19 protein-coding genes are annotated in these 17,915 nt (G+C 68.6%); 15 read left to right on the top strand and 4 right to left on the bottom strand.

Going from position 1 to position 17,915, the window contains the following annotated elements; all coding sequences use genetic code 11:
• Positions 1-145: 145 nt before the first annotated feature.
• The 3 genes from ACWDKQ_RS25020 (at position 146) to ACWDKQ_RS25030 (ending at position 4,286) form a co-directional block, all read left to right on the top strand.
• Positions 146-1,462 (top strand): NYN domain-containing protein, encoded by a 1,317-nt coding sequence (locus ACWDKQ_RS25020; RefSeq protein WP_450141192.1) that lies wholly within the window; start codon positions 146-148, stop codon positions 1,460-1,462.
• A gap of 379 nt (positions 1,463-1,841) precedes the next feature.
• A complete protein-coding gene (locus tag ACWDKQ_RS25025; protein ID WP_450141193.1) occupies positions 1,842-2,885 on the top strand; it encodes an NlpC/P60 family protein in 1,044 nt (347 codons plus the stop codon).
• A gap of 99 nt (positions 2,886-2,984) precedes the next feature.
• The gene (locus tag ACWDKQ_RS25030) at positions 2,985-4,286 is read left to right on the top strand and encodes a basic secretory protein-like protein (protein ID WP_450141194.1); all 1,302 of its coding nucleotides are present in this window, start codon (positions 2,985-2,987) and stop codon (positions 4,284-4,286) included.
• Between the two features lie 150 nt (positions 4,287-4,436).
• Here the strand turns inward: ACWDKQ_RS25030 and ACWDKQ_RS25035 are convergent, their stop codons facing one another.
• A complete protein-coding gene (locus tag ACWDKQ_RS25035; RefSeq protein WP_450141195.1) occupies positions 4,437-6,248 on the bottom strand; it encodes an AMP-dependent synthetase/ligase in 1,812 nt (603 codons plus the stop codon).
• 239 nt (positions 6,249-6,487) lie between these two features.
• On the opposite strand from ACWDKQ_RS25035, the gene ACWDKQ_RS25040 reads away from it, so the two are divergent.
• The 5 genes from ACWDKQ_RS25040 to ACWDKQ_RS25060 all read left to right on the top strand — a co-directional run bounded on the left by ACWDKQ_RS25040 (position 6,488) and on the right by ACWDKQ_RS25060 (position 10,346).
• Complete coding sequence (locus ACWDKQ_RS25040) at positions 6,488-7,276, top strand: metallophosphoesterase family protein (protein ID WP_450141208.1); 789 nt, start codon at positions 6,488-6,490, stop codon at positions 7,274-7,276.
• A 63-nt stretch (positions 7,277-7,339) separates the two neighbouring features.
• Positions 7,340-7,783 (top strand): SRPBCC family protein, encoded by a 444-nt coding sequence (locus tag ACWDKQ_RS25045; RefSeq protein WP_450141196.1) that lies wholly within the window; start codon positions 7,340-7,342, stop codon positions 7,781-7,783.
• Positions 7,784-7,821: 38 nt separating this feature from the next.
• A complete protein-coding gene (locus tag ACWDKQ_RS25050) occupies positions 7,822-9,039 on the top strand; it encodes an ArsA family ATPase (RefSeq protein ID WP_450141197.1) in 1,218 nt (405 codons plus the stop codon).
• Positions 9,040-9,042: 3 nt separating this feature from the next.
• Positions 9,043-9,420 carry a hypothetical protein gene (locus ACWDKQ_RS25055; protein WP_450141198.1) on the top strand — a complete coding sequence of 126 codons (378 nt, stop codon included), beginning with the start codon at positions 9,043-9,045 and terminating at the stop codon, positions 9,418-9,420.
• A complete protein-coding gene (locus ACWDKQ_RS25060; RefSeq protein ID WP_450141199.1) occupies positions 9,414-10,346 on the top strand; it encodes an ROK family protein in 933 nt (310 codons plus the stop codon). Before ACWDKQ_RS25055 ends, ACWDKQ_RS25060 begins: the two co-directional genes overlap by 7 nt.
• A 58-nt stretch (positions 10,347-10,404) precedes the next feature.
• Here ACWDKQ_RS25060 and ACWDKQ_RS25065 read toward each other — a convergent pair whose 3' ends face one another.
• Complete coding sequence (locus ACWDKQ_RS25065; RefSeq protein ID WP_450141200.1) at positions 10,405-10,875, bottom strand: DUF308 domain-containing protein; 471 nt, start codon at positions 10,873-10,875, stop codon at positions 10,405-10,407.
• Entirely contained in the window at positions 10,872-11,639 is a 768-nt protein-coding gene (locus ACWDKQ_RS25070) for an alpha/beta hydrolase (RefSeq protein WP_450141201.1), read from the bottom strand. Before ACWDKQ_RS25070 ends, ACWDKQ_RS25065 begins: the two co-directional genes overlap by 4 nt.
• A 192-nt stretch (positions 11,640-11,831) precedes the next feature.
• On the opposite strand from ACWDKQ_RS25070, the gene ACWDKQ_RS25075 reads away from it, so the two are divergent.
• The 7 genes from ACWDKQ_RS25075 (at position 11,832) to ACWDKQ_RS25105 (ending at position 17,699) form a co-directional block, all read left to right on the top strand.
• Positions 11,832-12,581 (top strand): lysophospholipid acyltransferase family protein, encoded by a 750-nt coding sequence (locus tag ACWDKQ_RS25075; protein WP_450141202.1) that lies wholly within the window; start codon positions 11,832-11,834, stop codon positions 12,579-12,581.
• 45 nt (positions 12,582-12,626) lie between these two features.
• Positions 12,627-13,124 (top strand): polyadenylate-specific 3'-exoribonuclease AS, encoded by a 498-nt coding sequence (locus tag ACWDKQ_RS25080; RefSeq protein WP_450141203.1) that lies wholly within the window; start codon positions 12,627-12,629, stop codon positions 13,122-13,124.
• A gap of 230 nt (positions 13,125-13,354) precedes the next feature.
• Entirely contained in the window at positions 13,355-14,380 is a 1,026-nt protein-coding gene (locus tag ACWDKQ_RS25085; RefSeq protein WP_450141209.1) for a 6-phosphofructokinase, read from the top strand.
• A 441-nt stretch (positions 14,381-14,821) separates the two neighbouring features.
• On the top strand, positions 14,822-15,118 hold the full coding sequence (locus ACWDKQ_RS25090) for a DUF397 domain-containing protein (RefSeq protein ID WP_450141204.1): 297 nt from the start codon (positions 14,822-14,824) through the stop codon (positions 15,116-15,118).
• Between the two features lie 117 nt (positions 15,119-15,235).
• Positions 15,236-15,673 carry a hypothetical protein gene (locus ACWDKQ_RS25095; RefSeq protein WP_450141205.1) on the top strand — a complete coding sequence of 146 codons (438 nt, stop codon included), beginning with the start codon at positions 15,236-15,238 and terminating at the stop codon, positions 15,671-15,673.
• A 2-nt stretch (positions 15,674-15,675) separates the two neighbouring features.
• A complete protein-coding gene (locus ACWDKQ_RS25100; protein WP_450141210.1) occupies positions 15,676-16,194 on the top strand; it encodes a DUF3558 family protein in 519 nt (172 codons plus the stop codon).
• The gene (locus ACWDKQ_RS25105) at positions 16,191-17,699 is read left to right on the top strand and encodes a PPE domain-containing protein (RefSeq protein ID WP_450141206.1); all 1,509 of its coding nucleotides are present in this window, start codon (positions 16,191-16,193) and stop codon (positions 17,697-17,699) included. The genes ACWDKQ_RS25100 and ACWDKQ_RS25105 overlap by 4 nt, the downstream gene beginning before the upstream one ends.
• A gap of 51 nt (positions 17,700-17,750) precedes the next feature.
• On the opposite strand, the gene ACWDKQ_RS25110 is transcribed toward ACWDKQ_RS25105, so the two are convergent.
• On the bottom strand, positions 17,751-17,900 hold the full coding sequence (locus ACWDKQ_RS25110; RefSeq protein ID WP_450141211.1) for a hypothetical protein: 150 nt from the start codon (positions 17,898-17,900) through the stop codon (positions 17,751-17,753).
• Between the last annotated feature and the right edge of the window lie 15 nt (positions 17,901-17,915).

Consider the following 17,915-nt stretch of genomic DNA (forward strand, 5'->3'; position numbering starts at 1 on the left):
ATTCATGCGGTGGAGGGTTGAAGTTGCGTCCCGCTACCGCGCAGGGTCGGTGGATGCGGGATCCCGGGGCCCCGGCCGTTAGCCTGTGGGGGTGGTACCGCCGAAGCCGGGGTCAGCCGACACCCCCACCCCCGATGAGTCTGCTGTGGACAGTACGCAGCAGGCCGGTGGTGGCCCGCCGATCGACTGGGACGCGCTGCCCGGCCCGCTGCGCCACCGGCTGGCGGAACTCGCTGCTGGTGCCCTGGACGAGATGCGCACGTCGGACGTGCCGGCGCAGCTTCGCCCGGTGGTCCGCTTCGCCCCCGCCAAGCGGGCCAAGCTGGGCCAGCCTGTGCTGGTCGCCGCGCTGCGCGACTCCGGGGTTTTCCGCACCGCCGTTGTGGACTGGTGCCGCAACCACCGCCCCGGGGCGCTCGCCCTCGACGATGCCGACCCGGTTGCGGTCGCCGCGGCCGCCGTGCTTCTCGGCTCGCCGATCGCGCCGCACTACGTGGAACTGATCGCTTTCCGCACCGAGCAGGGCCAACTGCGCACCGAACGCGACTCCGCGACGGCGCGAGTCGAACGGCTGACCGCCGATGTCGAGCGGCTGCGCGGCGAGCTCACCGAAGCCAAGCAGATCGCCGACCGGGTAGGTGGCGAGAACAGCGCGGAGGCGGACCGGCTGCGCAAGCGCCTGCGGGAGCAGGGAGTGCGTCTCAAGGAAGCCAAGGACGCCGCGGAGCACGCGCGCAGCGAACTGAAGGAGGTCCGCGCGGAGCACGAGGCTTCGCTCGGCGAGATCGCCGCGGAGCGTGACCGCGAGCGGATGCGAGCGCAGGACGAGCGACGGCGCGCGGAGCGCGCGAGCGCCGAGGTGGAGGTGGCGCGGCAGTCCGCCCGAGAAGCCCGTCAGGGCGACGAGGTGCGGCTGGCGCTGCTGCTGGAGACGCTTGAGGGCGCCGTAGGCGGCCTGCGGCGCGAGCTTGGGGCGAGCGGGAGCGGGCCGCGGCCCGCGGACGTCGTGCAGCGGGTGCGGGCGCATTCCGGCGCGACCGGCGAGGTGCCGGACGTCGCCGCGTTGGACCGGTTGTTGGCATTGCCGGCCGTGCATCTGATCGTCGACGGCTACAACGTGACCAAGACCGGTTATCCGGAATTGCCGCTTTCCGATCAGCGGGATCGGTTGGCGCACCAGTTGGCCGCGTTGTCGGCGCGGACTGGCGCGGAGGTCACCGTGGTCTTCGATGGCGCCGACGTGCTGGCGGTGCCGACCGCCGGGCCGCGCGGGGTCCGGGTGTTGTTCAGCGAGGCCGGGGTGCAGGCCGACGACGTCATCCGGGATCTCGTCTCCGCCGAGCCGAAGGGGCGTCAAGTCGTGGTGGCGACCTCGGACCGGGCCGTGGTCACCTCCGTCCGCCGGCGGGGCGCTTATGCCGTTTCGTCCGCGATGTTGCTGGCTCGGCTGAACCGGGTTTAACAGCTTGCCGATGCAACCGACCGCCTGGCGATTCGGTGGGTGCGTGGCCAATCTCATAACGATCACTCAGTTGTCCTGGACCTCCCTATCGAGTGGATTTTTCCGTCGCTATTCCAGGTAGTTAAGCCGCAAGATTCGTCACCGTGAGCGCACGACTCTCCTCCGTTAGGGGTCTTGTGTATCGGTGCACAATTTTTCCGACCCGCTTCTGGACGTTGCGGCTCACCTTTCGTAACCTACTCGGGACCTCGTGGCGATCAGTTGCCCAGACCGGGCGGCCCGCGGGGCACCGCTGCATCGACTTGTCGGGGAGTCGGGCCGCACCGGGCAGGGGGCAACCGGGCGGTAAGCGGGTGGAGACGAAGGAGCAGTGCGCGACGTGGAGTCGCACCGACTTAAGCGCTCTTTGCGAGGTGCCCTGGCCGCAACCGCGGTCGCAGCCGTCGTTGGTATGACCTCCGGGCCGGCACTCGCAGACCCGCAACTCCCGAACAATGCCTCGGACGCGGCCAAGCAGGTCCAGGAACTCCAGCACCAGGCTGAGCAGCTCACCGAGGACGCCAAGAAGGCCGAAGACGACCACAACGCCAAGAAAGACGAGCTGGACCGGGCGAACCAGGAGGCCGGTCAGGCCGAGCAGGTCGCCAACCAGGCCCGCGCCGAGGAAGAGCGGTTCCGCGGCAAGGTCGACCAGCTCACCCGCGCCTCCTACCAGGGTGCCCGGCTGAACAAGCTGTCGGCGCTGCTGGTGAGCGAAACCCCGGAGGACTTCCTGGACCGCGCGTCCGCGCTGGACGTGCTGGCCAAGGACAACAACGACGCGGTCAAGGCGGTGGCCTCGGCGCGGCAGCAGGCGGAAACCGCCGAGCGCGCCGCGCAGGACGCCCGCAACCGCGCCGTGCAAGCCGAGGCGGATGCCGCGCGCATCGCCGAAGACCTGGACCAGAAAACCAAGGCGATGCAGGACCAGATCGCCAAGGCCAGGCAGCGCTACAACGAGCTCAGCAGTGCGGACCGCGACTCGCTGAAGTCCGACGGCGAGACGGGCGTGGGCTCGATCGCCGGTGCTGGTGCGGCGGTCGCCGCGGTGAACGCCGCGCTGAGCAAGCAGGGCTCAAGCTACGTGTGGGGCGCGAAGGGGCCGTCGACCTTCGACTGCTCCGGGTTGACCTACTGGGCCTACAAGACGGCCGGCGTGACCATCGGCGGCTCGACGAAGACCCAGGTCGGTGAGGGCCGCAGCGTCTCCGCCAGCGACCTCAAGCCGGGCGATCTGATCTTCTACTACAGCCCGGTCAGCCACGTCGCCATGTACATCGGCAACGGCAAGGCGGTGCACGCCCCCACCGAGGGCGATGTCGTCAAGGTGGCCGACTACAAGAAGATCGGCCCGATTACGGCGATCCGACGCATCGCGGGCTGAGCCTGCACCACCCGGTTTCCGGGGCCGGCACCGCGAAGAAGTGCTGGCCCCGAAAGTGTGTCGGGGGGCCGCGGGTCCGCCGATGTGATCGGGAATACCATGCGCCCTGTGCCTGCGCCGGGGACGTTTCGGGGGTGGCTGGCGGCTGTCGCTGCCGGCGCCGTGCTGGCTGGGGTTTCCTCGCTTTCGCTGCCGTCACCGGAAGCTCCGCGTACCGCGCCGGTGCAGGTGTCCGGGCGGGCTGGGTTCACCGTCGCGACGTCGCCGCCGGAGGTGGCTGTCCGGCGCCTGCTGGAGCAGCGGGCCGCCGCGATCCGGTCCGGTGACGAGTCGACGTTCGCGGCCACGGTGGACCCGAAGTCGCCGCCGGACTTCCAGCGTCGACAGCACGAACTCTTCCGGAACCTCGCGACGATCCCGGTCACCGAATGGGCCTACCAGCTGGACGGCGCGACCGGGGACCGGCCGCCGGTGCCCGAGGCTGACGAGACATGGGCGCCGCGGGTAATGCTTCGCTACGCGCTGACCGATGTGGACAGCGTGCCCACTCAGCGCCCGCTCGGCTACGTGTTCGCCCGGCGCGGCGGTTCCTGGTACCTCGCAGGCGACGAGGGGGCGCACGGGAACGCTTGGCGCGGCCCGTGGGATTTCGGGCTGTGCCAGGTGCGCCGCACCGCCACCGGAATGGTCATCGGCCACCGTCGGCAGCCGGTGGAGCGGGTGGCCCGGCAGCTGGACGTCGCCGTGGCCGACGTGACGCGGATTTGGGGCCCGGGCTGGTCCCAGCGGGTCGGCGTGGTGCTGCCGGAGTCCCGGGAGGAGCTGCGGTCGCTGGTGGGGCCGGAGTTCGCGGTGGACGACATCGCGGCGGTGGCGGTGGCCGATCGGGTGGACGTCGCGGCTCGCCGGGTGGAGGGCCCGCGCGTGGTGCTCAACCCGAAGGCGGCGAGTGAGCTCTCCGACACCGCCCTGAGCGTGGTGCTGCGGCACGAGATCACGCACATCGCGGCCCGGGCGGACACAGTGGACGGTGCGCCGATGTGGATGCTGGAAGGCTTCGCGGACTACGTCGGCTACCGCGGGAGCGGGGTGGCGCCCAAAGACATCGCCCCGGACCTGGTCCGCCAACTACGCGAGAGCGGACCGCCGGCGAAACTGCCCGACGACGGCGACTTCCACCACGGCGGACGACGTCTGGACCTGGCGTACCAGCAATCCTGGTCGGTGGTTCGCCACCTCGCCGAACGCCTCGGCGAACGACGCCTCGTGGACCTCTACCGCCGCGTCGCGGCCTCGAATTCGCCGACCACAGTGGACAAAGAGCTACGCGAGACGACGGGCCTCACCAAAGCCCAGCTGGTCGCCGACTGGCGAGCCGATCTCCCCAACACCTTCGGCTGATTTTAAGGAGACTGAAATTTTAAAAGCGAGCAAGTCGCTCGGAGAGCTCACGCGAGATGGTGGCGATTTCGCACGGAATCGCCACCACCCGAGCACGAAGGCCGCCGGTTTCACTGCGCGAAATCGGCGGCCCTGCGAGGACGAGCGCTCCTACTTGGAGTAGATTGCCTCGATCTCGGTCGCGTGGTTCTCCGCTACCTTGTTGCGCTTGAGTTTCATGCTCGGCGTCAGCTCGCCGGTGGCCTCCGTGAAGTCCTGCGGCAGGATGCGGAACTGCTTGATCTGCTCCGCGCGGGACACCGCCTTGTTGGCCTCGTCGACCGCCTCCTGCACCTCGGCGCGCAGGTCCGGGTCGTCGATCAGCTCGGACGCCGAGGTGTTCTCCGGGCGGGAGTTGTTCGCCAACCAGGACGGCAGGAACTCCGGGTCGAGGGTGATCAGCGCGCCGATGAACGGCTTCTGGTCGCCGACCACCATGCACTGGCTGATCAGCGGGTGCGCCCGCAGCGCGTCCTCCAGCACCGCCGGAACGACGTTCTTGCCGCCCGCGGTGACGATGATCTCCTTCTTGCGGCCGGTGATCTTCAGGAAGCCCTCGTCGTCCAGCGAGCCGAGGTCGCCCGTGTGGAACCAGCCGTCCTCGATGGACTCCTTGGTGGCGATCGCGTTGTTCCAGTACTCCCGGAACACGATGTCGCCCTTGATCAGCACCTCGCCGTCCTCGGCGATGCGCACCGACGTGCCGGCCACCGGCTTGCCGACGGTGCCGACCTTGAACGCGGAGTCCACGTTCACCGCAGCGGCGGCGGTGGTCTCGGTGAGCCCGTAGCCCTCCAGCACCGGTACGCCTACGCCGCGGAAGAAATGCGCGAGCCGTTCGCCCAGCGGCGCGCCACCGGAGACCGCCGCGATGCAGCGACCGCCTAGCGCTGCCCGGAGCTTGCCGTACACGAGCTTGTCGAACAGCGTGTGCTTGAGCTTCAGGCCCAGGCCAACGCCGCCGCCGTCCACGGCCCGGCTGTAGGCGACCGCGGTGCCCTCGGCGAGGTCGAAGATCCGGCCCTTGCCGCTGCCGTGCGCCTTCTGCTTGGCTGTGTTGTAGACCTTCTCGAACACCCGCGGCACGGCCAGCACGAACGTCGGCCGGAACGAGCCGAGGTCGGTGACGAGATCCTTGACGTCGCCGGTGTGGCCGAGGGTGATCCTGCCGTACACGCACATTACGGTGATCGCGCGGGCCAGCACGTGAGCCATCGGCAGGAACATCAGCATCGAGTTGCCCGGCCGGGTCAACTGCGGGAACGCCTCGATGTCCGCGCGCACCTCGGCGAGCATGTTGCGGTGCGTGAGCACACAGCCCTTGGGGCGACCGGTGGTGCCCGAGGTGTAGATCAGCGTCGCGATGTCCTCGGCGCGCACCGCGCGGCGGCGCAGATGCAGGTCCCGGTCGTCGACCTCCGCGCCGAGCGCGGTCAGCTCGTCGACCACGCCGGCGGCCCCGCCGCTGGTCGGGCCCTCGAGCTGCCAGACGTGGGAGACCTCGGAGAGCCGGTTGACGACCTTGTCCACCTCGGCGCGGTGCGCCTCGGTCTCCACGATCACGGCCTTGGCGCCGGAGTCGTTGAGGATCCACTCGATCTGGTCGGCGGAGGAGGTTTCGTAGACCGGCACCGTGACGCAGCCGGCAGTCCAGATCGCGAAGTCCAGCAGGCTCCACTCGTACCGGGTCCGCGACATCAGCCCGACCCGCTCACCGGCCCGCAGACCGGCGGCGACGAGGCCTTTGGCCACGGCCAGGACCTGCGCGGCGAAGTCGGCGGCGGTGACGTCGACCCAGGTGCCGTCCACCCGGCGTCGGAAGCTCACGGTGCTCCCGAAGCGCTCCGCGTTGGCCCACACCAGGTCGGTGAGGTTCTCATCCTCAGCCACAGTCGTAGTGGCGGGCGCGCTGAACTCTCGCACGTCGAAACCTCCGAAACACACCAGTCAGTGGGGCAAAACTAACGCCGATAGTTACTAAGCGGTAGTCCCTGTGGTCTCCCGCTGCAGTCAACACAGCGTAGTCGCCGCGGCGATCAGCGCGGTGCTGCCGGTTGGCGGCTTGCGCCGTTGGGCGTGACACCCAGCCGCAACGGGCGTTCCACCGCGATGCCGGAACGGATTAGGTTCGAGGTAGGAGTTGTCGGCGGATGGGAGTTGAGTTGCGCGTCCACGTCGTTTCGGACGTCCATGGCAACGTCGAGGCGCTCAAGCGCGCGGGGGACGGCGCGGACGCGTTGGTGGTGCTCGGTGACCTGATCGACTTCGTCGACTACCACGACCACGGCAAGGGCATCCTGGGGCGGGTTTTCGGCGCGGAGAAGGTGGCGCGGTTCGCCGAACTGCGGCGCAGCCGCCGCGGGCCCGAGTTCGGGGCTTACGTGCGTTCGTTGTGGGCGGGGCTGACCGATCCGGCGGCAGTGGTCGAGGAAGCCGTCCGCGAGCAGTACGACGAGTTGTTCGCCGCGATGACAGCGCCCGCCTACGCCACCCCCGGCAACGTCGACGCGCCCCGTTTGTGGCCGGAGTTCGTCCGCGACGGCATCTACGTGTTGGACGGCGAGAGCGTCGAGATGGGCGGCCTGACCTTCGGTTTCGTCGGTGGCACCCTGCTGCCGCGGGGTGCGACGCTGCGCCGTCACGCTGCCTGGGTGCCGTACCTCAGGCCGGAGGACGAGTACAACGCCGCCCTGGCGGCGCTGCCCGAAGTGGACGTGCTGTGCACCCACCTACCGCCAGCCGTTCCGGAGCTGATCTACGACGTGGTGGCGCGGCGGCCCGAGGACGGCTCGACCGCGCTGGTGGAGCGGATCGCGGCCGACCAGCCGCGGTGGTCGCTGTTCGGGCACGTGCACCAGCCGCTGGCGCAACGCATGCGCATCGGGCGCACCGAGTGCGTCAACGTCGGACATTTCAAGCGCACCGGGCGGCCGTATGTGATCCAGTGGTGAAGGTGAGGAAAACCCGGCTCCTCCGCGCCGCTGCCGTTGCTGGCACCCGGTAACCTGCGGCGCATGGTCGATCAGTCCACCCAGTCCATCGTGATCGAGGCCCCCGCCGGGCAGATCATGGCAGCCATCGCGGATTTCGCCGCCTACCCGGAGTGGGCGGAAGCGGTGAAGGAGACCGAGGTGCTCTCGCACACCTCGGACGGCGACGCGGCGAAGGTCCGCTTCGTGCTGGACGCTGGGGTGGTCAAGGACACGTACGTCAACGTCTACGACTGGGCGGCCGACGGGCTGTCGGTGAGCTGGGAGCTCGTCGAAGGAGGCGTCCAGAAGGCGCAGCAGGGCAGCTACCGGCTGAACCCGCTGTCGGGCGACCGTACCGAGGTGACCTACAGCCTGGCCGTGGACCTGGCGATCCCGGTGATCGGCCTGTTCAGGCGCAAAGCGGAGAAGATGATCATGGACACGGCCCTGAAGGAGCTCAAGCGCCGCGTCGAAGGCGCGAAGTAGGGCGCTGGCCGAAGCCCGACCGAGACCGAGAAGATCCGTTGCGAATCCTGCTGTTTACCGGAAAAGGCGGGGTGGGCAAGACCACCCTCGCGGCAGCCACCGCCGCCCGCGTCGCCGGGCACGGCGGCAAGGTGCTCGTTGTCTCCACCGACCCGGCACACTCGCTGGCCGATGCGCTCGACGCCGACCTCGGAGCGCACCCGCGCGAAGTTCGACTGGATGGTTCGCGCGCCGTGTTACACGCGGCCGAGGTGCAGACCCGCAAGTTGGTCGACGGCACCTGGCGCGAACTACGCGAACACCTGCGGACCATGCTGCAGGGCGCGGGGGTCGACGACGTCGACGCGGAAGAGCTCACGGTGCTGCCCGGGGTGGAGGACCTGCTGGCGCTCACCGAGGTGCACCGCCTCGCCGCGAGCGGGCTGTGGGACACCGTGATCGTCGACTGCGGCCCGACCGCCGAGACGCTGCGGCTGCTCGCGCTGCCCGAATCGCTGGCCGGGTACCTGGAACGGCTGTTCCCGGCGCACCGCCGGGCCGTACGCGGCCTGCTGGCCGGCATCGCAGGCAGCGAGCAGGTCGAGCGCTGGGACTCCGTCGCCGACGGGCTGGGGCGGCTCGCGGAACGACTGGCAGGGCTCAAGGACATGCTCGGCGACGAAGGCACCAGCGTCCGGCTGGTGCTCACCCCGGAGTCGGTGGTGGCGGCCGAAACCCGCCGGACGCTGACCGCCCTGGCGCTGCAGCAGATCCGGGTAGACGGCTTGGTGGCCAACCGAGTGGTGCCGCACCCGGGATCGGCGCGCGGCGCCGCGGCCGGGTGGCTGCGCACCCGTCGCCGTGAGCAGGAGAAGGTGCTCGACACACTGCGGGGCGCGACGGATGCTCCGCTGCGGGTGGTCGAACACCGCGCAGCGGAGCCGGTCGGCGCGGAGGCGCTGCTGGCGCTCGGTGACGAGCTCTACGCCGAGGTCGACCCGCTGAAGAACCTGTCGAGCACACCGTCCATGCAGGTCACCGGCGGTGGACGCGGCTTGGATGCGGAGTACGCCCTGCAGATCGCGCTGCCGCTACACCCGTCGGCGGACCTGAACCTGGCCCGGATTGGTGCCGAGCTGGCGATCACCGTCGACGGCCGCCGGCGGCTTGTCGCGCTGCCAGCGGTGCTCCAGCGGTGCATTGTGATCTCGGCGGTCGCCGGTGACGACGGGCTGACCGTCCGGTTCCGGCCTGACCCCGAGTTGTGGATGCGGTGAGAGATGCGCGACGAATCCCGGCACGACCAGCTTTTCGAGGAGCTCCGCCTGCTGCTCGACGTGGCCGCCGGCAAGGCCGAGGAATACCTGCGCGGCTGCGATCAAGACGCCGACTCCGGCGGTAAGGCCACCTGCGGTTGTTGTCCACTGTGCGCAGCGGTTGCGCTGCTGCGCGGCCACCGACCGGAGCTCAATGACCAGCTCGCGGGGATCGTGCAGGTGCTGCGGCAGATGCTGGCCGATCAGCGCCCGGCGGAGGAACCCGAGGAGTCCGAAGAGGACGGCCCGGTGGCTTCGAAGGTCCAGCCGATCCGGGTCCAGCGGGTCGACGGCCTGGTGCTGACCGACGACGACGAACCCGAAGCCGTGTCGCGGTGCTGACCATCGGAGTGGACGTCGGCGGGACCAGCGCGCGGGCTGGCGTGGTGGATCAGCACGGCGAAACCCTGGAAACCCACCGCGTTCCGACCCCGGCCACCAGCGCCGAGCTGAACGCGGCGATCGTGGACACGGTACGCGCGTTGTCCGACCGGTACGCCGTCGCCGGGGTTGGCCTGGCCGTCGCCGGGTTCGTCAGCGAGGACCGCCGGGTGGTGCGCTTCGCGCCGCACCTGGCGTGGCGACACGTCACGGTCGCCGACGAACTCGCCGACCGGCTCGGGCTGCCGGTGTTCCTGGAGCACGACGCGAACGCCGCCGCCGTCGCTGAGCAGCGCTTCGGCGCGGCAACGGGGGCGCGGGTGGCCGCGCTGGTGGCTATCGGCACCGGCATCGGCGGGGCGCTGATGATCAATGGCGAGGTGTTTCGCGGGGCCTACGGAATCGCGCCGGAGCTCGGGCACTTGCGCGTCGTCCCGGATGGGCGGCCGTGTTCGTGCGGCAAACGCGGCTGCTGGGAGCGGTATTGCAGCGGCACCGCTCTAGCGGCCACCGCGGCGGAACTCCGACAAGAGGAGCCGGGAGCGCCCGTCGAGCAGACCGGTGTCGAGGTGGCGCTCGCGGCGGAGGCGGGGGATCCGGTCGCCCGCCGCGCGGTGGCCGACCTGGCCCGCTGGCTGGGCGAGGGCCTCGCGCTGGTCGCGGACGTCTACGACCCGGAGGTGGTGGTGATCGCCGGCGGGGTCTGCGACTCGGCGCACCTGTTCCTCGACGATGCCCGCGAGTACTACGCCACGGCAATCACCGGAGCCGGGCACCGCCCGCTGGCGAGGATCGCGGTGGCCCACTACGGGGATTCGGCGGCCATGATCGGCTCGGCGGCCCTGGCCCGCGAACACGCCTTAACCGAAGCCCCACACCTGACCTGACGCCGTCATTTCAAATGGAAATCGAAGGTACGATTCCCAATTGAAATTGCGGGTTCCGTCAGACCTGGGCTCCGTCGTCGTTGCCCGAGTTCGGCGGGCCCTGGCGCAGCCGCAGCAGGAGCCAGCCGATGCCCGCGCTGATCAGCACCAACCCCAGCGGTATCGACAGCGAGCTGGCCATCCAGGCCAGGCCGGGCACCAGCAGTATCAGCACGCCGACCGCGATCACCGCGATTCCCAGCAGCGTCGTGATGCGCGGGGTGGGCAGCGGTGGCGGTTCCGGCGGGACGAAGTGCTCTTCCTCCTCGTCGGGCTGCGGCGTCCAGTCCCGCGACCCCGCGTCGCGCTCGGGCTCCGGCTCGACTTCGGCCGCGTCCGAGACCGCACTCGCGGTGTTCGCGGCGCGGCCGGAGGGGCCGTCCTCGGGCCACCGCGCGAACGTCGAGTCCCGCTCCAGGTCGGCGACTATCTCGGCGAATGCGGCGTCGATGTCCTCCGGCCCGTCGGGGTTGTCGCGGCGCGTGTTCATACGACTTCCTCGGCCCGTTCGCGGTGGATTCGTTGCAGGAACTCGACGCTACCGGCGAACACCGCCCGCGCGTCATGGTCCAAGGTCGCTACGTGGAAGCTGTCGGCCAGCACGACCTCCGCGAGATCAACGCTTGCGACGCCGTCCAGCACGATCGCGGAGTTGACCGGTTCGACGATGTGGTCGACGGTCGACCGGAACAGCAGCAGCGGCTGGCGCACCCGACCGAGGTCGCCGCGCACGATCCCCCAGAGCTGCTGGAGGCTGGCCATCGCGCGCAGCGGCAACCGGTCGTAGGCGAGTTCGAAGCCGCCGGGTTTGGCGATGTCGCCGGGGATCCCGCCGACCGCCGGCCACACCCGGCTCAGCAGCGGCAACAGGCGGGCCGTCTTGCGCAGCGTCGTCACCGAGGGGTTGACCAGCACGATCCCGGCGATTTCGGGATGTCGCTGAGCCAGTCGCAGGGAGAGCGTGCCGCCCATGGACTGGCCGAACACGAACACCGACCGGCACTGGTCGCGCAGCTCGGCGAGCGCGGCCTCGGCGGCGTGGTACCAGTCCAGCCAGGTGGTCCGGTTCAGATCCGGCCACCGGGTGCCGTGGCCCGGCAGCAGCGGGCAGCGGACCGTGTACCCCTCCGCCGCCAGGTGCTCACCCCAGGCCCGCATGCTCTGCGGAGTGCTGGTGAAACCGTGGCAGAGCAGCACACCGATGTCTTCCGATCCGTCGTGGTCGAACGGTTCGGCACCGGGGAGCACGGGCACCGCAGCCTCCCAACAGCATCGGCGAGCCAGTACCGCCTCATCGTCGCATGCGCGGCCGACATGCGGGGCGGCCTTGGCGGTTCATCCGCGATCGCACGGCGAGATCGCCGACAGCGAGGCCGCGTTGTGCCGGATCTCGGGGCTCCGTAGGCTGAGCAGGAGAAGTTCGCGGGGCGAGGAGGCGGCGCAGCGGTGTTGTACTGGGTGATGAAGCACTTCTTGCTCGGGCCCTTGATGAAGCTGTTCTGCCGTCCGAAGGTCGTAGGCGTCGAGCACGTGCCGACCACTGGCGGGGCGATCCTGGTCAGCAACCACCTGGCGGTCGCCGACTCGTTCTTTATGCCGCTGATGATGCCGCGGCGGGTGACGTTCCTGGCCAAGCGCGAGTACTTCACCGGCAAGGGCTTCAAGGGCAAGTTCAAGAAGTACTTCTTCTCCGGCGTCGGGCAGGTGCCGATCGACCGCTCCAGCGGCGCCGCCGCGCAGGCCGCCCTGGACACCGGCGTCCGCCTGCTGCGCGAGGGGAAGCTGCTGGGCGTCTACCCGGAGGGCACCCGGTCCCCGGACGGCCGGCTTTACAAGGGCAAGACCGGCGTGGCGAGGATGGCGCTGGAGTCGAAGGTGCCGGTGATCCCGATCGCGATGTTCGGCACCGATCGGGTCAACCCAATCGGATCGAAGATGTGGTACCCGCACAAGGTGGTGGTGAAGGTCGGCCCGCCGCTGGACTTCTCCCGCTACGAGGGCATGGCTGGCGACCGGTTCGTGGAGCGGTCGATCACCGACGAGATCATTTACGCCCTGATGGAGCTCTCCGGCCAGGAGTACGTGGACGTCTATGCCGCCAAGGTCAAGGACGACCTGGCCGCGCAGGGCAAGCACGTGGCGGGCTGGAAGACGCAGAAGCCCGCCGAGCGCCTTCCGCAGTCCAAGGCCGGCTGACGGCCCGCGACCGGCCCCACAACCGCCGCCACCTAGGCTGACCTGGTGCGGTACTTCTATGACTGCGAGTTCATCGAGGACGGACAAACCATCGAGCTGGTGTCGATCGGGGTGGTCGACGAGTCCGGCCGCGAGTTCTACGCGGTGTCCACTGAGTTCGACGCGTCCCGGGCCGGTGCCTGGGTTCGGCAGCACGTGTTGCCGCAGTTGCCGCCGCCCGCCGATGCGTGCTGGCGTACCCGCGCCCGGATCCGCGAGGACCTGTACTCCTTCCTGACCGCGCGCAACGGGAACATCGAGCTGTGGGCCTGGTACGCGGCCTACGACCACGTGGCGCTGGCCCAGCTCTGGGGCGCGATGCCGCTGCTGCCGTCGCGGATCCCGAAGTTCACCCGGGACCTGCGGCAGCGCTGGGAGGACCTCGGCAAGCCGAAGTTGCCTGTTGCGCCGGACAACGCGCACGACGCCCTGGCCGACGCCAAGCACAACCTCGAACGCTGGCGGGTGATGGAGGAGGTCCGCCGCAAGCGCGGCTTCGCGTGAGTTCAGACTCCTCGGGAGGTGCCGGTTCCAGCTGGAACCGGCCACCTTTTCTTGCCGGTTCTTGCCGGATTCCTCGGGCTGGTGTTTCCGGTCTTCTGCCGCGACCGGTATGACGTCCCGGAACTTGCTGCAACGATCCAGTTCGTGCCACGCTGTGACGCAGGGGAGACGCAGATCACTTCCCGTCCAGGCTGGATTAGAGGAGGCGGCGAAAAGCGATGCCGGCTGGAATGCGTGTCGGAGTGCTCACCGGTGGTGGCGACTGCCCCGGGCTCAACGCGGTGCTCCGCGCGGTGACCCGCAAGGGGATTTCGGTGCACCAGCACCAGATCCTGGGATTCCGCAACGGGTGGCGGGGTCCGGTGGAGGGCCTGACCACGCCGCTGACCCTCGACAAGGTGGAGGAGATCCTGAACCGGGGCGGCACCATACTGGGCTCGTCGCGAACCAACCCGTACAAGGTCGACGAAGGAATCGCCAAGCTGAGGGCGACCCTGGAGGAAAACCAGGTGGACGCGCTGATCGCGATCGGCGGCGAGGACACCCTCGGCGTCGCCGAGCAGCTCACCCACGACGGGGTACCGGTGGTCGGGGTGCCGAAGACGATCGACAACGACCTGGACGCCACCGACTACACGTTCGGCTTCGACACGGCGGTACACATCGCCACCGAGGCCATGGACCGCCTGCGGACCACTGCGGAGTCGCACCACCGGGCGCTGGTGGTCGAGGTGATGGGTCGGCACGCGGGGTGGATCGCGCTGCACTCCGGGCTGGCGGGCGGCGCGAACGTCATCCTCGTGCCGGAGCAGCCATTCAGCGTCGAGAAGGTCTGCACCTGGGTGGAGCAGCGTTTCGAACGCCAGTACGCGCCGATCATCGTGGTCGCGGAGGGCGCGGTCCCGGAAGGCGGCAAGGAACTGCTCCTGACGGGGGAGAAGGACGCCTTCGGCCACGTCCGCCTGGGCGGTGTCGGCACCTGGCTGGCGGAGGAGATCGCGGCGCGCACGGGCAAGGAGTCGCGCGCCGTGGTGCTGGGTCACGTACAGCGAGGTGGCACGCCGACGGCCTACGACCGCGTGCTGGCGACCCGCTTCGGCCTGCACGCGATCGACGCGATCACCGAAGGTGACTACGGCAAGATGGTGGCGCTGCGGGGTACCGACATCGTGCGAGTCCCGCTCAGCGACGCGACGGCATCGCTGAAGACGGTGCCCCTGGAACGCTACGCAGAAGCCGAGGTCCTCTTCGGCTGACCCCTTTTGATAAAGGAGCCGCCGCCCGACCCGCGAGTTCGGGTGGCGGCTCCTGTGCATACGTTCAAACCCAAACGAGACGCAGGTTCGATCGCCGCGACGACCGGCTGAGCGCAGCCTCGGCGGACCGGAAGCTGGCCCGGACTTTGCCGGATGCGCTGACGACGTCTGCGCAGTCGTCGAAGGCCATGCCCCAGTACTCAATGTGCGTCGTGGCGATCGCCGAACTCCTCGCACAGCGCGAATTCTTGGCTCAGGGCGAACTCCTCGCACAGGGCGAACACCGTGGCGCGGTTTCCCTTGCGAGTTCTTGGAGTTCGGCCATGGACTCCGCCCGACTCCCAACGGCTTCCCAGACATTGCGGCCTCTTCTGTGGTCGAGATCATGCGAGGGGAAATGGTGCCGTAACTGTTTATAGAAGGCGATAATTGGCGCAAGACATGCCTCGGCCTGCAAGGGATCGCGGATTCCCAGTTCAGCTACATGCCGTAGCTAATCTCGTTCGCGTTGTCCGAGCAGGAGTCGGCGGAGGCGATCAAGTCTCGCCTGGTCGATTAAGGGGAAGGCTGCCGGCGGTGCCTGACCGAGTGTTGTGGCGAAAGTTCAGCTACAGCGACAACGGCGCCAACTGTGTCGAGGTGGCGTTCGTCGGGGGTGCGGTTGTGGCTCGGGACTCGAAGAATCCGGCAGGGCGTGCTGGTGTTCTCGCGGGCTCGGTGGGTTTCGTTCCTGGCTAGGCTTAACGGGTGGTGTCAGCCCTTTCATGTGATCATCTTTCGGGTCCACCGGTGTGCGGGATGTCCGGTTCGCTAAGGTTTCTACGGTTGGATGATCTGTGCCGGAGGGGTCTCGGGATGGCCGACGCGTACTTGTCTGGGGATTTGGGGTCCGCCGTCGGCTTCGCCGGTGCCGGTGCGGCGCTGGGCGCGATCGCGCAGCAGAACGACCAGCTGTCGCAACAGGTTTCATCTGGGCACTTGAAGATGAACCCCGACGCAGCCAACAAAGCCGCCGAGGTCTACGAGCGTGAGGCCGATGAGGTGGAGCGGCTTTCTCGCGCCGCGATGCGGCTCAATCGTATTGAAGGTTTAGGTACGTACAACTCGGCGCAACAGTTGGCGACGAAGTTTGGTCAGAAGGCTTCGAACGGGTCGACGGGTGCGGCTGACTTGCTGCTGAAGCTTGCTGATGAGCTAAGGAGAAAGGCCGATCTATTTCGGCAGGCTGCGAAGGATTACGTTGCTACCGACGAGCAGATCGGTCAGGACTTGCAGAAGGGTAGCCAGGCGTGAGGATGTTGTCTCGGTCGGTGGTCGCTGTGTTCGCTGGTGCGACCTTGCTGTCGGTCGCAGGTTGCAGCGGGAGTTCAGCTGGACCGGGTCCCTCCAGTTCGACGCCGGTGAGCGAGGGACTCTCGAAGGTCGACCCCTGCACGCTGCTAGCTCCGGAACAGCTTGAATCCTTTGGCTTCGAAGGACCTGGCGAGCTTGAGACTGGAATCTCCTCAGAACCTGGTTGCGCTTTCAATGGCAAGCCGTTCGGGGCCACCTTCTACAAGAACCAAGAGCAAACGGTCGAGACATACGGGCAGCAGGCCAACTGGGCGAAGTACGACCACCTGGAAATCGATGGACGTCCTGCGGCGAGTGCGGTCGACAAGAGCGCAGTGCAGGGACGGATGTGCTCAGCGTTGTTCAACGCGGGTGGTGGCGTGATCCTTGTCGACGTCAGCGAGTCCCGCGACCAGGGTTTGGACGAGTGTGCGGAGGCGTTGAAGATCGCTGAGGCGATCGCGCCGAGAATGCCGAAATGATCTGGGGGATCGATGGGGTTTTGGAGTGGGCCGGGGGTGTGGCCAAGGACGTCGGCGGTGCCGTCGTTGACGGTGTCTCCACTGTTGGTAACGCCCTCGCAGAGGGCGCGGGCCAGGTCTACGACACCGGCGCGGACCTGTTCGGCTACAACTCCCGGGAACAGAACGCCCAGGAGGCCGCTGCTACTGCCGCCGAGCAGCGCAACGAGCAGCTCCGTCAACAGCTCGCGGCGCAGAACAGCGCGCTGGCCAGCGGCATGGAGTTCGACCCCGCATCGATCAGCCAGCAAGAGAACTGGCAGTCCTACAGCCACCAGGAGCTCTACGACACCAACCAGCAGTCGCTCGACCAGGGCAAGGCCACCGAAGCCGCCCATCAGTGGCGGAAAATCGCCGCCAAGCTAAAGGAAGTCGGGCCGAGACTTCAGCAGAACGCCGGTTCGGCGATCGCGGGCGGTTGGGAGGGCGACGCCGCCCGTGCGGCCAACGAGTCGTCGGAACCACTGGTCAACTGGATGTCAAGCAGCTCCGAGGCGTTCCACCTGACCGGCAACAAGATCGAGGAAGCCGCCTCGGCCGCCGGTCAGGTCAAGGCGATGGTCCCCGAACCCGAGGGACACCACTTCGGCCGGACCATGCTGGCCAGCATCCCGACCGGAGTCGTTGGTGGCGGTATCGATGCGCTGGCGCAGATGCGGGAGCGGCAGCAGGCCGAGCGCGGGGCGCAGGAGACCATGGGGCGGGTGTTCAGCCCCACGTACTCCAATGTGGACACCTCGGTTCCGGCGTACCGCGACCTCAACGACAAGCCCGCTCCGCCGCCTCCGCCTCCTCCGCCGCCTCCGCCGATCGAGCCGCCGCCGGTGCGGCCGCGTGGTCGCACCGGCACGGGGCAGCCCTCGACGCCTTCGGTCGCCAACGTTGGCGACATCACCGGCGGCAACCCCAACATTCCAGCAGAAACCCGATCCGTGTGGACACCGGATGACTCGCCGGAGAGGCTGCCAGGTGATCTGACCGGGCTCCGCACCGGCGGATTTCCCGGTCGTACTGGAAATGGAGACGTGGGCGTCGGCTACCTGCCCGGCCCCGGAGCGGGACGCACCGGACCCGGTGGTCCCGGCGGCGGACCGGGACGCGGTGGACCTGGCGGTGGCTCGGGAATGGGTCGCGGCGGTGCCGGTGGTGCTGGCGGCGGTAAGCCAGGCGGGCTCGGCGCAGGTGGCGCAGGTCGGCTCGGTGCTGGCGGGGGTGCAGGTGCCCTCGGAGCCGGTGGCCGCTCGGGAGTCGGCGGGTTCAGCGCCGCTGGCGGTACCGCTGGTGGTGCGGGCACCGGTGCCGCGGCCGGACGCGGCGGCACCGGCGCTGGCGGAATGAGCGCGTCCGGTCAGCGCGGCCAAGGCTCCGAGGACCAGGAACGCGAGCGACCCGGGTGGCTCGAAGAGCAGGACGACATCTGGCTCGAAGACATGCCCAAGACCGCGCCACCCGTGTTCGGCGCCTGACCACTCCGCAATTTCAATGGAAATCGGATCTTTGAGCCTTATTCACGAGCATTACCAGCCGAGTCGGTAGAATTCGAGCGCCGTGATGATGTGGACAATTCCGGGGAGTTCGGCGAGGCGTCCTCGATATCCGGTAGCGAGTATCTTCCAGTTCTTGAAATGTGCGATGCATCGCTCGACAGCCGATCGTAACGACGAGATCGACTTGTTGTTCGC

The organism is Saccharopolyspora sp. NPDC000995 (assembly GCF_053599315.1).